The 14,613-nt window shown below is 71.1% G+C and carries 15 protein-coding genes; 10 read left to right on the forward strand and 5 right to left on the reverse strand.

What is annotated here, in order from left to right; genetic code table 11:
- Positions 1 to 116 precede the first annotated feature (116 nt).
- Entirely contained in the window at positions 117 to 1,358 is a 1,242-nt protein-coding gene (locus ACF08M_RS13410; protein WP_392185372.1) for an MBL fold metallo-hydrolase, read from the reverse strand.
- A gap of 98 nt (positions 1,359 to 1,456) precedes the next feature.
- Positions 1,457 to 1,897: a PPOX class F420-dependent oxidoreductase gene (locus ACF08M_RS13415; protein WP_392185373.1), complete on the reverse strand. Its 441-nt coding sequence runs from the start codon at positions 1,895 to 1,897 to the stop codon at positions 1,457 to 1,459.
- Positions 1,898 to 2,058: 161 nt separating this feature from the next.
- Between ACF08M_RS13415 and ACF08M_RS13420 the strand changes: the two genes are divergently transcribed.
- From ACF08M_RS13420 to ACF08M_RS13435, 4 genes are all read left to right on the forward strand, one after another.
- Positions 2,059 to 2,622 carry a carboxymuconolactone decarboxylase family protein gene (locus ACF08M_RS13420; RefSeq protein ID WP_392185374.1) on the forward strand — a complete coding sequence of 188 codons (564 nt, stop codon included), beginning with the start codon at positions 2,059 to 2,061 and terminating at the stop codon, positions 2,620 to 2,622.
- Positions 2,623 to 2,870: 248 nt separating this feature from the next.
- Entirely contained in the window at positions 2,871 to 4,091 is a 1,221-nt protein-coding gene (locus tag ACF08M_RS13425; protein WP_392185375.1) for a Glu/Leu/Phe/Val dehydrogenase dimerization domain-containing protein, read from the forward strand.
- A gap of 427 nt (positions 4,092 to 4,518) precedes the next feature.
- Positions 4,519 to 5,130 (forward strand): TetR/AcrR family transcriptional regulator, encoded by a 612-nt coding sequence (locus ACF08M_RS13430; protein WP_392185376.1) that lies wholly within the window; start codon positions 4,519 to 4,521, stop codon positions 5,128 to 5,130.
- Positions 5,131 to 5,181: 51 nt separating this feature from the next.
- Entirely contained in the window at positions 5,182 to 5,748 is a 567-nt protein-coding gene (locus ACF08M_RS13435; RefSeq protein WP_392185377.1) for a hypothetical protein, read from the forward strand.
- A 29-nt stretch (positions 5,749 to 5,777) separates the two neighbouring features.
- Here ACF08M_RS13435 and ACF08M_RS13440 read toward each other — a convergent pair whose 3' ends face one another.
- Positions 5,778 to 6,779 carry a DUF6745 domain-containing protein gene (locus tag ACF08M_RS13440; RefSeq protein ID WP_392185378.1) on the reverse strand — a complete coding sequence of 334 codons (1,002 nt, stop codon included), beginning with the start codon at positions 6,777 to 6,779 and terminating at the stop codon, positions 5,778 to 5,780.
- Positions 6,780 to 6,976: 197 nt separating this feature from the next.
- A complete protein-coding gene (locus tag ACF08M_RS13445) occupies positions 6,977 to 7,303 on the reverse strand; it encodes a hypothetical protein (protein ID WP_392185379.1) in 327 nt (108 codons plus the stop codon).
- Positions 7,304 to 7,502: 199 nt separating this feature from the next.
- Here ACF08M_RS13445 and ACF08M_RS13450 point away from each other — a divergent pair, with 199 nt between their 5' ends.
- The 6 genes from ACF08M_RS13450 to ACF08M_RS13475 are packed head-to-tail and all read left to right on the forward strand — an operon-like array spanning position 7,503 to position 13,664.
- Positions 7,503 to 8,459 (forward strand): STM4015 family protein, encoded by a 957-nt coding sequence (locus tag ACF08M_RS13450; protein ID WP_392185380.1) that lies wholly within the window; start codon positions 7,503 to 7,505, stop codon positions 8,457 to 8,459.
- A 6-nt stretch (positions 8,460 to 8,465) separates the two neighbouring features.
- A complete protein-coding gene (locus ACF08M_RS13455) occupies positions 8,466 to 9,437 on the forward strand; it encodes an STM4015 family protein (protein ID WP_392185381.1) in 972 nt (323 codons plus the stop codon).
- A complete protein-coding gene (locus ACF08M_RS13460) occupies positions 9,418 to 10,572 on the forward strand; it encodes an STM4014 family protein (RefSeq protein WP_392185382.1) in 1,155 nt (384 codons plus the stop codon). Before ACF08M_RS13455 ends, ACF08M_RS13460 begins: the two co-directional genes overlap by 20 nt.
- Before the next feature lie 37 nt (positions 10,573 to 10,609).
- Entirely contained in the window at positions 10,610 to 11,425 is an 816-nt protein-coding gene (locus ACF08M_RS13465; protein ID WP_392185527.1) for an STM4013/SEN3800 family hydrolase, read from the forward strand.
- The gene (locus ACF08M_RS13470) at positions 11,422 to 12,786 is read left to right on the forward strand and encodes an STM4012 family radical SAM protein (RefSeq protein WP_392185383.1); all 1,365 of its coding nucleotides are present in this window, start codon (positions 11,422 to 11,424) and stop codon (positions 12,784 to 12,786) included. The genes ACF08M_RS13465 and ACF08M_RS13470 overlap by 4 nt, the downstream gene beginning before the upstream one ends.
- Before the next feature lie 8 nt (positions 12,787 to 12,794).
- Positions 12,795 to 13,664, forward strand: coding sequence for an STM4011 family radical SAM protein (locus tag ACF08M_RS13475; protein ID WP_392185384.1), 870 nt, complete (start codon positions 12,795 to 12,797; stop codon positions 13,662 to 13,664).
- 98 nt (positions 13,665 to 13,762) lie between these two features.
- Here the strand turns inward: ACF08M_RS13475 and ACF08M_RS13480 are convergent, their stop codons facing one another.
- A complete protein-coding gene (locus tag ACF08M_RS13480; RefSeq protein ID WP_392185385.1) occupies positions 13,763 to 14,608 on the reverse strand; it encodes an SGNH/GDSL hydrolase family protein in 846 nt (281 codons plus the stop codon).
- Positions 14,609 to 14,613: the final 5 nt, after the last annotated feature.

A 14,613-nucleotide genomic window follows, 5' to 3' on the forward strand; every position in this document is an offset into this window, starting at 1 on the left:
GGGGCTGCCTCACGCCCCACGAGACACGCCTGCGTCACCCACAGGACCAGGCCCTCACGGCGAAACGACGATCTGCCCGAGGTCACCGGGAAACTTCATTTCACCCCTGCCCCGAGTCACCGCTCACCTGCGAGATCAAGATCGCGATTGTCCGTACCCTGAGTAACGTCCACCGCCCCGCTGCGGCGCCAGGGGTGTGCAATCGGGGCAGCGACGGACCGCCACCAGGGGTCCAGGGGAAGCGTTCCCGCGGGTTCGAAGGGCTCGCCCGGCCGAGGAAATGCGGCTGGTTGCTCGGCTTCCTCGGCTGCATCCTTGGTCCACTCTCCGGGCTCTGCCCACGGGTGCACGGAGAGAGTGAAGGTGCCCCAGTGGATGGGCATCATGACGCCGTGCGGCTTGCCCCCTTGCAGGTCAAGGTGCGCCTGGATCCCCTGAGCCGGCGTCATATGTATATCGGGCCACCCACCAGGCAGCGGCGTATGGTCCGTGTGGTTCTTGGGCCAGTACTCGGAATAGGCCCCGATCTGGATCATCGTCGCATCGAACGGGCCGTGTTCGGCGCCGATGTCCTTGAAGCCGGGGAAATAGCCGGTGTCGCCGCTGTGGTAGATGCGGTGCTCGGGTCCCGCGACGGCCCAGGACGCCCAGAGCGTGTGCTGCTGATTGCGCAGACCCCGGCCGCAGAAGTGCCGGGCCGGGGTGGCCGTCAGGCCGATCCCGGCGATCTTCGCGGTCTCGTTCCAGTCCAGTTCCCGCATCCGGTCCGTGGACACGCCCCATCGCTCCAGGTGGGCGCCGACTCCGAGCGGGACGGCGAACACCGTGTCCGTGCCCGCGAGGGCACGGATCGTCGGCAGATCGAGGTGGTCGTAGTGGTCGTGGGAGATCACCACCGCGTCCACCGGGCCGAGCGCGGCGAGCGGCAGCGGCACGGGGTGCAGCCGCTTGGGCCCGGCAAAGGCGAAGGGCGAGCAGCGCTCGCCCCACACCGGGTCGAAGAGCACCCGCCGGCCGTCGATCTCGGCGAGCACACTGGAATGACCCATCCAGGTGAGCCGCAGCCCGCTGGCGGGCGGCTCGGCGAGGTCGGCGTACGTGGTGGCATGCACCGGCACGGTGCCGACCGGGGCCCTGCGGGCCCGTTCCTCCTTGCGGAAGTAGACCTTCGCGAACTCCAGAGTGGACCCGGACGGCCTGGTCCGCGCCCCCACGGGGTTCTGGAAAACGCCGTCGGCGAAGTTGGGTGAGCGGCGGATGCGCTCCATGCGGGCACCGTCCGGATCGGCGCCGAATGCGGCGGGACGCAGCGAACGCAGCCGGGTGCGGAACGGAGGCAAAGGATCAGCGCCGGTCAAAACATCTCCTGAGGGAGTCGGTTTCGTCTCATTATGGGCGGGAGTACGACAATGCGGGAGCGGAACGGGCGGCGGGCCGATCGCCGGACCGGGTTCCCTCAGCCACGCGGTTGCCCATACGCGTGTTCGACGTGCAGTCGCAGCACGACCCGGCGGTCACGGACCATCGCACTGCGGTAGTCGTCCCAGTCAGGGTGTTCGCCCCGGATGTCGCGGTAGAGCGTGATCAGCTCCTCCACCGTCGCGTCATACGGGTCGGCGGCGACCGGGGACAGCTCGGCCGTGCCGTCCACGACCGTCCACGCCCAGCGGTCCGCGCCGGTGACGTGGTAGCTCGCCCGCGGGTCACGGCGGATGTTTCTCGTCTTCGCCCGGTCCTCGGTGACCGAGACACGGAGGACATGCTCCCCGGGGCAGTAGAAGTGGTTGACATTGGACAGCTGGGGCCTGCCGTCGCGCTTGAGTGTCACGAGCACGCCACCGCTCTCCTCACCGAGCAGCCCGAGCAGCGCTTCCTGCTGTGCGTCGAATCCCGTCATGCCGGATCCAACGTCCGTGCCCGCCACAGGATTCCGGATCCGGCCGCGCTCGCGTGTCACATCCCAGGGCCCCCCGTCCGTCACACCCGTGAACACGGTCGGCCGACGGCGTCCCGCAGCGCCGCCGGCCGGCGTCCGAGCCGTACCGAAGGAGACCGGTCATGACCGCACGCATCTCGCTCACCCCGCCTCGCACCCTCCTCTACCGTGCCGCGTCGTGGTACTCGAACCGTACGTACGGCAAGGTCATCGATCCCCTTCGGACCGCTGCCCACCACACCGGGGTGCTGTGGGCCGGGATCCGCTTCGAGCTGGCGGTGGGCCGCTGGAAGAAGCTGGATCCGCAGCTCAAGGCGCTGGCCGTCATGACGTCCGCGGCCACCGTCGGCTGCAGCTGGTGCATGGACTTCGGCTACTGGGAGAACCACCGTCACGGCATGGACCCGCGCAAGCTGCGCGATGTACCGGTGTGGCACGAGAGCGAGGCGTACACCCCGCTGGAACGTGACGTCATGGCGTACGCGGAGGCGATGAGCCTCACCCCGCCCGAGGTCGGGAACGAGCTGGTGGAACGGCTGCGGACCGCGCTCGGCGAAGCGGCGCTCGTCGAGCTGACGACCATGGTCTCGGTGGAGAACATGCGTTCCCGCACCCATTCCGCCCTCGGTCTGACCAGCCAGGGCTTCAAGGACCGGTGCGAGGCGGAGCACCCCGCGAGCCGCTGAACAATGCGGCCCTGCCACTGAACGCCGATTCAGCAGTGGCCGCATTGACACGGGCACTCCCGCCTCCCGATACTGACCGGCGGTTCAGTAGACCTACCTGCTGACGGCGGCCGCCCGCGGAGAGGTCGGCGTGCCCGCACGGCCGCCGGGAAGCAGCACGCCGGCATACGGCGGGCTCCGAGAGTTCCAGCCCCCTGCCCCGACCGCCCCGGGCCCGCCGTGACCACCGTGACCGAGGAGACCTCCCGATGACGACACCCCTGGTGTCCCGTTCCACCGCCCCGTCCGCCCCGCTGATATCGCTCACCTGGACCGACCATGTCACCGGCCGCCGGGGACATCTGGTCGTGGACCGGCTGGTGCGCGGGGTGGCCAGTGGCGGACTGCGGATGCGGGCGGGGTGCACGCTGGACGAGGTGGCGGGGCTGGCCCGCGGCATGACGATGAAGGAAGCCCTCCATTTCGACGCCGATGGCACGGGGGCCCGTTACATACCGCTGGGCGGCGCGAAGGGCGGCATCGACTGCGACCCGCGCGCCCCGGAGGCGTACGGCGTCCTGGTGCGTTACCTGCGGGCGGTGCGCCCGTACGTCGAGAACATGTGGACGACGGGCGAGGACCTCGGACTCACCCAGGACATCGTGGACCGGGCGGCGGCCGAGGCCGGGCTCGTCTCCTCGGTCCAGGCCGTCTATCCGCTGCTCGACGACGAGACGGCGGCCCGGCGGCGCCTCGCCGACGCGTTCGCCGTCGAGGTGGACGGCATCGGGCTCGACGAGCTCGTCGGCGGCTGCGGGGTCGCCGAGTCGGCACTCGCGGCACTGGACCGGGCGGGCGTCCCGCACCGGGAGGCGAGGGTCTCCGTACAGGGGCTCGGCACCATGGGCGGGGCGACGGCCCGGTTCCTGGCGCGGGCCGGGCTGAGGGTGGTGGCCGTGGCCGACGTCAAGGGCACGATCGCCAATCCGGCCGGCCTGGACGTCGAAGCACTGCTGGCCGCCAGGGACGGGTACGGGACGGTGGACCGCGGCGCGCTCCGGGACGAGGACCGGGAGCTGCCCTCGGACGCCTGGCTGGCGCAGGAAGCCGAGATACTGGTGCCGGCCGCCGTCTCGTACGCAATCGATGCCGCCAACCAGGCCCGGGTACAGGCTCGTTGGGTGGTCGAGGCGGCCAACATGCCCGTACTCGCCGAGGCGGAGGAACTGCTCGCGGCGCGCGGGATCACGGTGTTGCCGGACGTCGTCGTCAACTCCGGCACGAACGCCTGGTGGTGGTGGACGCTGTTCGGCGACATCGGCGCGGACGCCGAAGAGGCGTTCGGACACACCCGCCGTGCGATGCGGGCCCTGATCGACCTGATGCTGGCCCGCGCCGAGGCCGACGGCTGCACCCCCCGGGCCGCCGCGCATGCCATCGTCGCGGACCGGCTTCCGGTGATGGCGGAGCGCTTCGGCTGGTACCGCTGATCCCCGCCGCGGGCCGGGGCATGACGGCTCCGGCCGCCGACGTCCACGGCGTGTACCTGCCGTGACAGCTTCCCGCCGGCACCGACCCGCCCCCGATCCGCCATGTTTCTGGCACTCTCACCTCACCGCCCCCTGAAAGCACACGACTTCACAGGTGTGAATGTCCTGGCGAACGGCCCCTGGAAGGTCGCCGTACCGGCCCTCGGGACGGCCGAGGCCGGTCTGAGGTCCACCGTCACGGACGGCTCCGGCGCTTCGCTGACGGAGACCTCCTCGACGCGCACAACTCCGGCTGCCCCGGCATGTGGTGCTCGGGGAACTGACAGTGCGGGCCGGCGCGCCGCGCGTCGGATGACCACGGGGGCGGAGTCGTACGCGGCTCCGCCCCCTGCCCGTCCGGACCCCGCGCATTCGTTAGGGTGACGCCGTGGCGAGAGTACGGCTGGGCGTGGCGGAACGACGCGAGGAGCTCCTGCGTGCTGCCGTCGAACAGATCGAGGTGCGCGGGGTCGCGGCAGTACGGATCGCGGACGTGGCCTCCGTGCTCGGGGTGAGCAACGCACTCGTGCTCTACCACTTCTCGACCAAGGAGAAGCTGGTCGCGGCCGCCTTCGTGCATGCCGCCGAGGCCGACCTCGCCCATCTGCGCAAGCTGCTGGGCCGCCGCACGAGTGCGGTACGGCGGCTGCGCGCCGCCGTCCGCTGGTACGCGCCGACGGGCCAGGCCAAGGGCTGGCGGCTGTGGATCGAGGGCTGGGCCGTCTCGCTGCGCGACCCGGCGCTGCGCAATGTGGCCGGCGATCTCGACCAGCAGTGGAAGGCTGAGCTGGCCGAGGTCATCGAGGAGGGCGCCGCCGCCGGTGAGTTCCACTGCGACGACCCGATGACCGCGGCCTGGCGACTGACCGCCCTGCTGGACGGCCTGGCGGTGCAGATGACCTCGTACGCGGGCCCGCTCTCCCGGGCCACGATGCTGGCCTGGACCGATGATGCGCTCGCCCGCGAACTCGGCATCGACCGCACGACTCTGACGGCCTGATACGTCTCCCCGCGAGGGCTCGCACCGGGGTGCGGCCGTCCGGCGGTCCGGGTGAGGGACACCCTGCCGTTCCGCGTCGCGTTCGGGGCGGACGGCGGCGACAGCCACGTACTGCCGCTGACGACGGCCGCCGCTTCGGGTCGGTGGCTGCTCGACCGCGACGCGCCGACTTCCCGGTACGTCCCCGAACTCGAAGGAACAGCGTCCGGCGACGCGCGGGGCGACGGATCTGCTGCACATGGGCACCCTGATGAGCTACGCCGGTCGGCCGCGATCCGCTGCAGCGGCGCCATCGGTGACCGGCAGGTCGTGCCGGAGGGCGTCGCCAGGACGATCGCCACCGGCGTACCGGACGGCTACCCCCGGCATGTCCGCTTCCCGGCGGCGCCGCCGGACTCGCCCGCCACGCTCTCCTACCACGGCCTCCGGTGGATCCTGAACGACCCCCACGAGTCCTTCATGGCCGACGGCATCCACGGCCGGCGCCTCCTCATCTCCCCCGAGCCGGACCCGGTCATCGTGCACTTCGCCTCCCAGGTCATGTCCCCCTCGGTCGCCCCGGCCCCGCTGGTACCGGCCTTCCTCGGGATCGGTGCCCACCTCGACGCCACGACCTGAAACGCCCCCGTCCGCCGGGCCTGCGGCGGTCAGGTCTGACGCACAGGTGCGTACGCGCTCTCATCGAGTCCGAACGTCCAGGCCACGCCGCCCTTCGCGGTCCTCGTGGTGGGCGGGACCCGCAGCCAGTAGGTGCGGCTGGTGCCGTCGGGCTCCGGAGTGGAGTTGACCACCTCGACCATCGTCACGTCCTCGTCGCCGTCCAGCGCGATCCGCCACAGGACACCTGTCTCGTCCCGGTGCACCGGCTCGGCACCCGACTCGGTGAGGTAGCGGTCGTAGCCGTAGAACTCCAGCATGACGCGGCGCAGTTCCGCGTTGTCCTCCTCACGTATCCGCTTGGGCGTCAGGGAGTTCAGTTCCGCGAGGAATTCGGCGGGCACGGGCATGCCGCGCCAGGCATGGAGGGCGAAGCCGTCCCGGTAGGCGAGCGCCGGGCCGTCCCCGCGGTCGAGCCGGCCCGCCTCGTCCCGGTGGAGCGCTTCCGGGCGCTCGCTGATCACCACGACACGCTCAAAGGGCCACCACCAGCCGGCGTGCCTGGCCACCTCGGCCAGGCCGTCCAGCCGGTCGCCCCGGCCGTCGAACGCGGCGAGCCAGGCCGCATCGTGCTGACCCAGGACCGCGTCGAGCAGCACCAGCCGGACATCGGACTCGTCCGCGGGCTTTTCCGCGAGGTCCGCGACGACACCGGCCCTGATCCGCTCGGCCAGCGCCGCCGTGGTCTCCCAGAGCTGTGCCCCGGTGGCGGACCACAGGGCGGACCAGCCCGCCGGGCCCAGCTCGTCGTACATACGGCGCCGCTCCTGTGCCCAGGGCCGGGTCCGCACTTCGTCACGCACCGAGCGTCCGGCGTCGACGAGCTTCCCGACGGCCTCCACGGCGGCCCTGGGCGAGTCGGCCCAGATGATCCGCTCCGGCTCGGCAAGTCCCGCACTGCGGTAGGCGAGCCGCAGCCCGTCCTCGGCCGCGGCCCGGTCCGCCGCACCGGTCGCCGCCGCCACGGCCCGCCATGAGTCCACATACTGCATCGGTTTTCCCCGTCCCCTGAATCCTGTGTATCGGTGTTGTGCGCTTCGGTGTTGTGCGCTTCGGTGTTGTGCGCTTCGGTGTCGAGCGACTCGCCGAGCCGGTGCGTTCGTGTCCACCGGCGATCTTGTGCGCTCCGGGCCACCGAGGTGCCGCTCTTGTCGTCGGTGCCCACCAGGGCCCGGCAGCGTCAGTCCGCTCAGTCCGCGACAATACGGATCGCCCCCGGCGCGTACTCCCGCTGGCGCACCACGCGGTACCAGCCCTTCGGCAGTGGTATCGCCGCGTGCTCCTCGTGCACCACCCGGCCGCCTTCGGGAAGATGGAGCAGCATCGGCCCGAAGGCACCCGCCTCACGCATCAGCCGGCCCGGCCCCTGAACCGCGTGGGCATGGCCGGTGACCTCGCCCAGCGCGAGGACCATGCGCCCCCGCCCGTCCCTCGGTTCACCCGGCGCGTCCACGAGGTGCGCGGGCACCGCCGACTCCTCCAACGACACGATCAGTACATCGCCCTGCCGGTACACAGACGTCTCCCCTCGATGACCGCACCCGCTGTGCCGGCCACGGGAAAAACGCTAAGGGAGGGGTCTGACAATCGACCGGCGACCGGATCCGGCGGGCATCGGTGCGCACCTGGCGCACGGTCCCGGTCGCGCCGTTGTCAGTGCGGCTTGATAAACCTTGCAGACATCAGCTGTCCCCCAGTACCAGGAGCTCATGGTCATGTCCGGTGTGGACCATCTGCACGAGTTGCTCGGCCTTCCCGTTGTCGACTTCCAACACGCGGCAGGCAAGGCGCCCGCTCAGGCCGCCGATGCGGCAGCCTGGCGCATCTCGGTCGATCCGTACGACGACGAGTCCGAGATGACCTGGGAGGAAGCGTTCGAGGCGTTCCTCGAAGCCGTCGACCCGGCCGGGGTCCGTGCGCTGATCATCGGTCAGTGGGGCGAGTCGTACGAGGAGAAGTCGTCCTACCCGATCGGTCTGATCACCGCCGCGGCCGGCCGGCTCACCTCGCTGGAGGCCGTCTTCGTCGGCGACATGACCCAGGAGGAGAACGAGATCTCCTGGATCGAGCAGTCGGATGTCACGGAGCTGCTGAAGGCCTTCCCCGGTCTGCTCGAACTGGGTGTGCGCGGCGGCACGGACCTGGTCTTCTCCCCTTCGAAGCACGAGCGGCTGCGTTCGCTGACCATCGAGACCGGTGGCCTTCCGGTCGGGGTGATCCGCGGCATTCTGGACAGCGAGCTGCCCGCGCTGGAACGGCTGGACCTCTGGCTCGGCGTCTCCGCGTACGGGGGCGACGCGGATGTGGCGGACCTGGCACCACTGCTGTCCGGCTCCCGCTTTCCCGGGCTCACTCACCTCGGCCTGCGCAACAGCGAGCTGCAGAACGAGATCGCGACCGCCGTCGCGGGCGCCCCGGTCGTCGCCCAGCTGCGCGTCCTCGATCTGTCGTACGGCACGCTGGGCGACGAGGGCGGGGCGGCGCTGCTGGACGGCCAGCCGCTCACCCATCTCGAACGGCTCGATCTGCAGCACCACTTCATGACCGAGCCGATGGAGCGCCGGATCACTCAGGCACTGGAGCCGCACGGCGTGCGGGTCGATGTGTCGGAACGCTCGGAACCCTGGGACGACCGCGGTGCCGAAGGCCGCTACACCGCGGTTTCGGAGTGAGGGGCGATGACGGACATCGAACACCCCGAGACGTTTCACGGTCTGCCCGTCCTGACCCTGCCGGGACCTGACGGGGACCACGCCGAGCCGCTCCCGGCCGCCGACTCGGTCGCCTGGCGGTTGCAGAGCGACTGGGACGGCGATCCGACGTTCACCAGGCTCTGGGAGCACTTCCTGGACACGGTCGACACCTCACGTGTCCGGGCCCTGCTGATCGGCCCCTGGTGGCAGAACGACTACGAATCCGTCGCCCCGGTCATCGAACTGCTGACCACTCACGCGGACCGCTTCCCGGCGCTGCGGGCACTCTTCCTCGCCGATGTCGTCAGCGAGGAGTGCGAGCTGTCATGGCTGGTCATGTCCGACATCACTCCGGTGATCGAGGCGTTCGGGCAGTTGGAGGAGCTGACCGTACGCGGCTGCGGCGAGCGGATCGAGGGCCGGACGACACTCGGTCTGCGGCCGGTGCGGCACCAGTCGCTCAAGAAGCTGCGGTTCGAGTCCGGCGGTCTGCCTTCCGCCATCGTGCGGGCGGTCGGAGCATCGGAGCTGCCCGCGCTGGAGCACCTCGAACTCTGGCTCGGCGTCACCGAGTACGGCGGGGACACGACGGTCGGGGACCTCGCCCCGTTGCTGTCCGGTGCGGCGTTCCCCGCCCTGCGCCACCTGGGGCTGCAGAACAGCGAGATCCAGGACGAGATCGCGGCCGCGGTGGCCTCCGCCCCGGTCGTCGCCCAGCTGGAGTCGCTCTCCCTCGCGATGGGGACCCTGAGCGACGAGGGCGCCGAAGCGCTGCTTTCGGGCCAGCCGCTCACCCATCTCGCCTCGCTGGATCTGCATCACCACTACATCGGCGCCTCGCTGATGGACCGTCTCAGGAACCTGCTCGGTCCCGATCGGGTCAATGGTGAGATCGACGACGTCGAGTACTGGGATCCGGAAGAGGACGACCACCGCTATGTCGCCGTCAGCGAGTAGCACCACCGGCCCGGCGCCGCGCTTCGCCGTCGTGGGTGTGCCCGGGAACCGCCGGGTCGCGCTCTTCCAGGACGCCGTGCGCGCCGCCGGGCTGCCTGCGGCGCGCGTCGTGCCCTGGCTGGACGTCCTGCGCGGCGAAGCCGTCTTCCGGCCGGGCGAGACCGTACGGATGGACTCGCCCGGTGAGGACGCCGAGGTGGAGCGGCTGCTCAGGGCGGTCGGTGATCCGACCAGGGTCGAGGGGACCGCCCTGTGGTACGCCCGGTTCACCGAGGCCGTACGGGCGGTGGCGCAGGCTGCTGCCGCCGCCGGCGCCGTGCTGCTCGACGACCCCGGCGACGTCGCGGTGCTCTTCGACAAGCGGCTCTGCCATGCCGTGCTGGACAGCGCCGGGGTCCGCGTACCGCCCTCGCCGACTTCGGGGGCCGCGGCACCCGTGGTGCGCGACTGGGCGGACGTACGCGAGCGGATGACGGCCCACCGCATGCCCAGAGCGTTCGTGAAGCTCGCGCACGGCTCGTCCGCCTCGGGGGTCCTGGCCGTGGAGACGGCCGGGCCCGGCCGGGTCAGGGCCACCACATCGGTGGAACGGGACGCGGCGGGCCGGCTCCACAACTCCTTGCGGGTTCGCCGCTGCACGACGGAGCGGGAGGTCGCGGCGATCGTCGACGCGCTCGCACCGGACGGACTGCACATCGAACGCTGGCTGCCCAAGGCCACTCAGCACGGGCGGGCGGCGGACCTGCGGGTCGTGGTGGTGGCGGGCCGGGCCACCCATGCCGTCGTGCGCACCAGCCACTCCCCCATGACCAATCTCCACCTCGGCGGCGCGCGCGGAGAACTCGACGGCGTCCGCGCGGCCGTCGAGGCCGCGGGCGGCAGCTGGGCCGAGGCCCTGGCCCTGTGCGAACGGGCCGCGGCATGCTTCCCGGACACGCTGTGCGTGGGCGTCGACCTGCTGCCCGCGACCGGCTGGCGGCGCTTCGCCGTCGGCGAGGTCAACGCCTTCGGCGATCTGCTTCCACGGCTGACCGGACTTGCCGGCAGCGGTGCCGAGGGCCAGGACACCTATGCGGCGCAGGTCGCCGCCGTACTGAACAGAGCAAGGAACCACCGTGCAACCGCCACTCCCTGACACCGTGCCCGCCCTCGCAACGGCCCGGAACCCGGACATGAGCAAGGTCGTGGGCAGCCACGACCTGTTGCTCGTCACCCTCGACACACTGCGCTACGACGTGGCGGCGGAGCTCGCCGCCGCCGGGCGCATCCCGCATCTGGCGCGCCATCTGCCGGGCGGCGTCTGGGAGAAGCGGCATGCGCCCGGCAGCTTCACCTACGCCTCCCACCAGGCGATCTTCGCCGGATTCCTGCCGACGCCGGCCGGCCCGGGGCCACACCCCCGGCTGTTCGCGGCACGTTTCGCGGGCAGTGAGTCCACCGCTTCGGGCACCTTTGTCTTCGACACCCCCGATCTCCTGTCCGGCCTGGCCGACGTGGGATACCGCACGGTGTGCGTCGGCGGTGTCGGCTTCTTCAATCAGCAGGGGCCACTGGGCTCCGTGCTGCCCGGCATGTTCCAGGAGAGCCACTGGGAACCGGAGTTCGGTGTGGCCTCGCCGACCTCCTTCGAGGCGCAGGTGTCCCGTGTCGAGCGGGTCGTCGCCAAACTCCCCTCCGAACAGCGGCTGTTCCTCTTCGTCAATGTGTCCGCACTGCACCAGCCCAACTGGTTCCACCGGCCGGGAGCCACTCGCGAGGCGGGGGATTCCCGCGCCACCCACGCCGCCGCGCTGGAGTACGTCGACGCCCACATCGGGCGGCTCTTCGCCGCCGCGAGCAGCCGCCGCCGCTGTTTCGCCATCGTCTGCTCCGACCACGGCACGGCGTACGGGGACGACGGCTACACGGGCCACCGGCTCGGCCACGAGTCCGTCTGGACCGTTCCCTACGCGCACTTCTTCCTGGAACCGGGGGCCACCGCACCATGAGCCGCACCACGACCGTCGCGCGGTCCACCCGCCCGTACCAGAGCTATGTCTACGCCTATCCGCACAAGACGGCCTACCGGCCGCTCGCCGAGCGGCCGGCGCTGCGCGAGCTCTGGGCGGCCGAGCGCAAGGACGCGCTCTCGCTCTATCTCCACATACCGTTCTGCGAGGTCCGCTGCGGCTTCTGCAATCTCTTCACCCGGATCGGCGCTCCCGACGAGCTGACGACCCGCTATCTCGACGCGCTGGACCGGCAGGCCACCGCGGTCCGGGACGCGCTGGGCGACGCGGAGCCGGTGCGGTTCGCCGCGGCGGCGTTCGGCGGGGGCACTCCCACGTTCCTGACCGCCGCGGAGCTGGAACGGCTCTGCGACATCGCCGAGAAACGGATGGGCGCCGATCTGCGGGCCGTTCCGCTGTCGGTCGAGACGTCGCCGTCGACCGCGACGGCCGACCGGCTGGCCGTGCTCGCCGACCGTGGTACGACCAGGATCAGCATCGGGGTACAGAGCTTCGTCGAGGCGGAGGCGCGTGCGGCCGTGCGGCCGCAGCGGCGGACCGATGTGGAGGCGGCGCTCGACCGGATACGTGATGCCCGGATCCCGATCCTGAACATCGACCTCATCTACGGCATCGACGGGCAGACCGAGGAGAGCTGGCGCTCCTCGCTGGACGCGGCACTGGGCTGGCGGCCGGAGGAGCTGTACCTCTACCCGCTGTACGTACGTCCGCTGACCGGTCTCGGGCGGCTCGGCTCCGACGGCGAGGCGGCGGCCGACGCCGCCTGGGACGAGCAGCGGCTGCGCCTGTACCGCGCGGGCCGCGACCATCTCCTCGCCCACGGCTACGAGCAGGTTTCCATGCGGATGTTCCGCCGCGCGGACGCCCCGCGGACGGACGGCCCCGACGACTACGCCTGCCAGACCGACGGCATGATCGGCCTGGGGTGCGGAGCCCGCTCGTACACCACGAGGCTGCACTACTCCTTCGACTACGCGGTGGAGATGCGGGAGGTCCGGGCGATCATCGACGGCTACACGGCCACCGAGGACTTCTCTCGCGCCGAGGTCGGACGGTATGTCGGCGGCGACGAGGCGCGCCGACGTCACCTCCTGCAGTCGGTGCTCCAGGCCGAGGGGCTGCGACTGGCCGACTACCGGGAGCGGTTCGGCGCCTCCCCGGCCGACGATTTCCCGGCCGAACTGGCCCGGTTCGAGGCACATGGCTGGCTCGACGCGGCGGCCGGGGCATCCGGACTGCTACGGCTCTCCCCCGAGGGCCTGGCCCACTCCGACGCCCTGGGCCCGGAACTCTTCTCCCCCGAGGTGCGGGCCGCGATGGCCGCGTACGAACTGAAGTGAGCGCGCCCGTGGACCTGACCATCCTCTATCGCGGCCCGCTCGCCTCCTGCGACTACGACTGTCCCTACTGCCCGTTCGCCAAGCGGCGCGACAGCCAGGAGCAGTTGCGTGCCGACCGCGCCGCGCTGGAGCGGTTCACCGCGTGGGCCGCGGCGCAGACCGGTGACCGGATCTCGGTTCTTTTCACCCCGTGGGGCGAGGGCCTGGTCCGCTCCTGGTACCGGCGCGCGCTGGTCGAACTGGCACAGCTGCCGCACGTCGGCCGGGTCGCGATCCAGACCAACCTCAGCAGCCGGACGGGCTGGCTGGCGGAGGCGGGTGACGCCGGTCGCGAGAAGATCGCGCTGTGGTGCACGTACCACCCGGGGCAGACACCGTACGAGCGGTTCCTCGGCAAGTGCGGGGAACTGGCCGCGCTGGGCATTCGCCACAGCGTGGGTGTCGTCGGGCTCGACGAGCATCTCGAGGAGGCCCGGCGGCTGCGTGCCGCGCTGCCGGACGAGGTCTACCTCTGGGTGAACGCCGCGGAGGGGCACACCTATACGGACGAGGAGGCGGACCGCTGGACGGCGATCGACCCGCTCTTCCCGTACAGCCGGCATCCGCACCGGTCGGCCGGACTGCCCTGCCGGACGGGCGAGTCGGTCATCTCGGTGGACGGCGACGGCACGGTGCGGCGCTGCCATTTCGTCCCGGCGGAGCTCGGCAACCTCTACGACGGCAGCTACCGGCGCTCGCTCGCCCCGCGCGCCTGCCCACTGGCCGTCTGCGACTGCCACATCGGCTATGTGCATCTGGAGACGCTGCCGCTGTACGACGTCTTCGCGGGCGGGGTGCTGGAGCGGATACCGGGTCCGCCGCTGTCTTCTCGCGGCTGACGGGCGCGGGCCGCCGGGCGGGCCCGGCGGCCCAGGCCCGTCCGGCGAGCGAGGACACCACCCGCCAGCCGCGTCCCTGACCTCACGGGTCAGTACAACTAGAGCGGCAGCAGGTCGGGCCGCTTGGCCTCGACATGGTCGCCGGAGGACTCGCCGCGCAGCCGTCGGCCGATCCACGGCACCAGGTACTCGCGCGCCCAGTGGATGTCGTCACGCCGTACTTCGAGCGTGCCGCGCTGTGCCTGCGGGGGCCATTCCTGGTCGGGATCGGCCGGCACGTCGAGGCCGAGGACCTGGGCGGCGCGCAGCGCGACCCTGGTGTGTCCCTCGGGCGACAGGTGGAGCCGGTCGTCGTCCCAGGCGCGCCTGTCCTGGACGGATCGCAGCGACCACAGGTCGAGGACCGGGCAGTCGTAGCGGTCGGCGATGGCCCGCACATGGGCCGTGTAGGTGGCGATCTTGCCGCGCAGATGGCGCAGCACGGGAACGCCACGGGTGTCGAAGCCGGTGGTGACCATCACGGTGCCGACCGATTCGGTCAGCTCGGCGACCGCGCGCTCGAAGCGCTCGGCCACGTCGTCGGGGTCCGTGCCGGGCCTGATGATGTCGTTGCCGCCCGCGCAGAAGCTCACCAGGTCGGGTGCGAGCTCCTTGGCGCGCGGCACCTGCTCCTCGACGATCTGGTCGAGGAGGCGTCCGCGTACGGCGAGATTGGCGTATCTGAAATTCCCGTGTGCGGAGCCGTCGGTGCTCGAATCCGCATCGGGGTCCGGGAGCTGGTCCGCGAGAAGTACCGCGAATCGGTCCGCCCAGCCGACGAAGGTCCCGTCCGGGCCGGGATCACCGACTCCTTCGGTGAAACTGTCGCCAATCGCCGCGTACGACCCGATGACGCCCTGTCGGTTGATGACGCCACGTTGATTTTTTCTCGAATCGTCTGCCACAAACG

The organism is Streptomyces sp. NPDC015032, from assembly GCF_043080425.1.
GTDB lineage: Bacteria > Actinomycetota > Actinomycetes > Streptomycetales > Streptomycetaceae > Streptomyces.

What these genes read in the sequence shown, in the direction of transcription:
- ACF08M_RS13415 (WP_392185373.1), bottom strand. Translation starts at nt 1,897, where the DNA reads ATGACGGGATTCGACGCACAGCAGGAAGCGCTGCTCGGGCTGCTCGGT.
- ACF08M_RS13420 (WP_392185374.1), top strand. Translation starts at nt 2,059, where the DNA reads ATGACCGCACGCATCTCGCTCACCCCGCCTCGCACCCTCCTCTACCGT.
- ACF08M_RS13425 (WP_392185375.1), top strand. Translation starts at nt 2,871, where the DNA reads ATGACGACACCCCTGGTGTCCCGTTCCACCGCCCCGTCCGCCCCGCTG.
- ACF08M_RS13440 (WP_392185378.1), bottom strand. Translation starts at nt 6,779, where the DNA reads ATGCAGTATGTGGACTCATGGCGGGCCGTGGCGGCGGCGACCGGTGCG.
- ACF08M_RS13450 (WP_392185380.1), top strand. Translation starts at nt 7,503, where the DNA reads ATGTCCGGTGTGGACCATCTGCACGAGTTGCTCGGCCTTCCCGTTGTC.
- ACF08M_RS13455 (WP_392185381.1), top strand. Translation starts at nt 8,466, where the DNA reads ATGACGGACATCGAACACCCCGAGACGTTTCACGGTCTGCCCGTCCTG.
- ACF08M_RS13460 (WP_392185382.1), top strand. Translation starts at nt 9,418, where the DNA reads ATGTCGCCGTCAGCGAGTAGCACCACCGGCCCGGCGCCGCGCTTCGCC.
- ACF08M_RS13465 (WP_392185527.1), top strand. Translation starts at nt 10,610, where the DNA reads ATGAGCAAGGTCGTGGGCAGCCACGACCTGTTGCTCGTCACCCTCGAC.
- ACF08M_RS13470 (WP_392185383.1), top strand. Translation starts at nt 11,422, where the DNA reads ATGAGCCGCACCACGACCGTCGCGCGGTCCACCCGCCCGTACCAGAGC.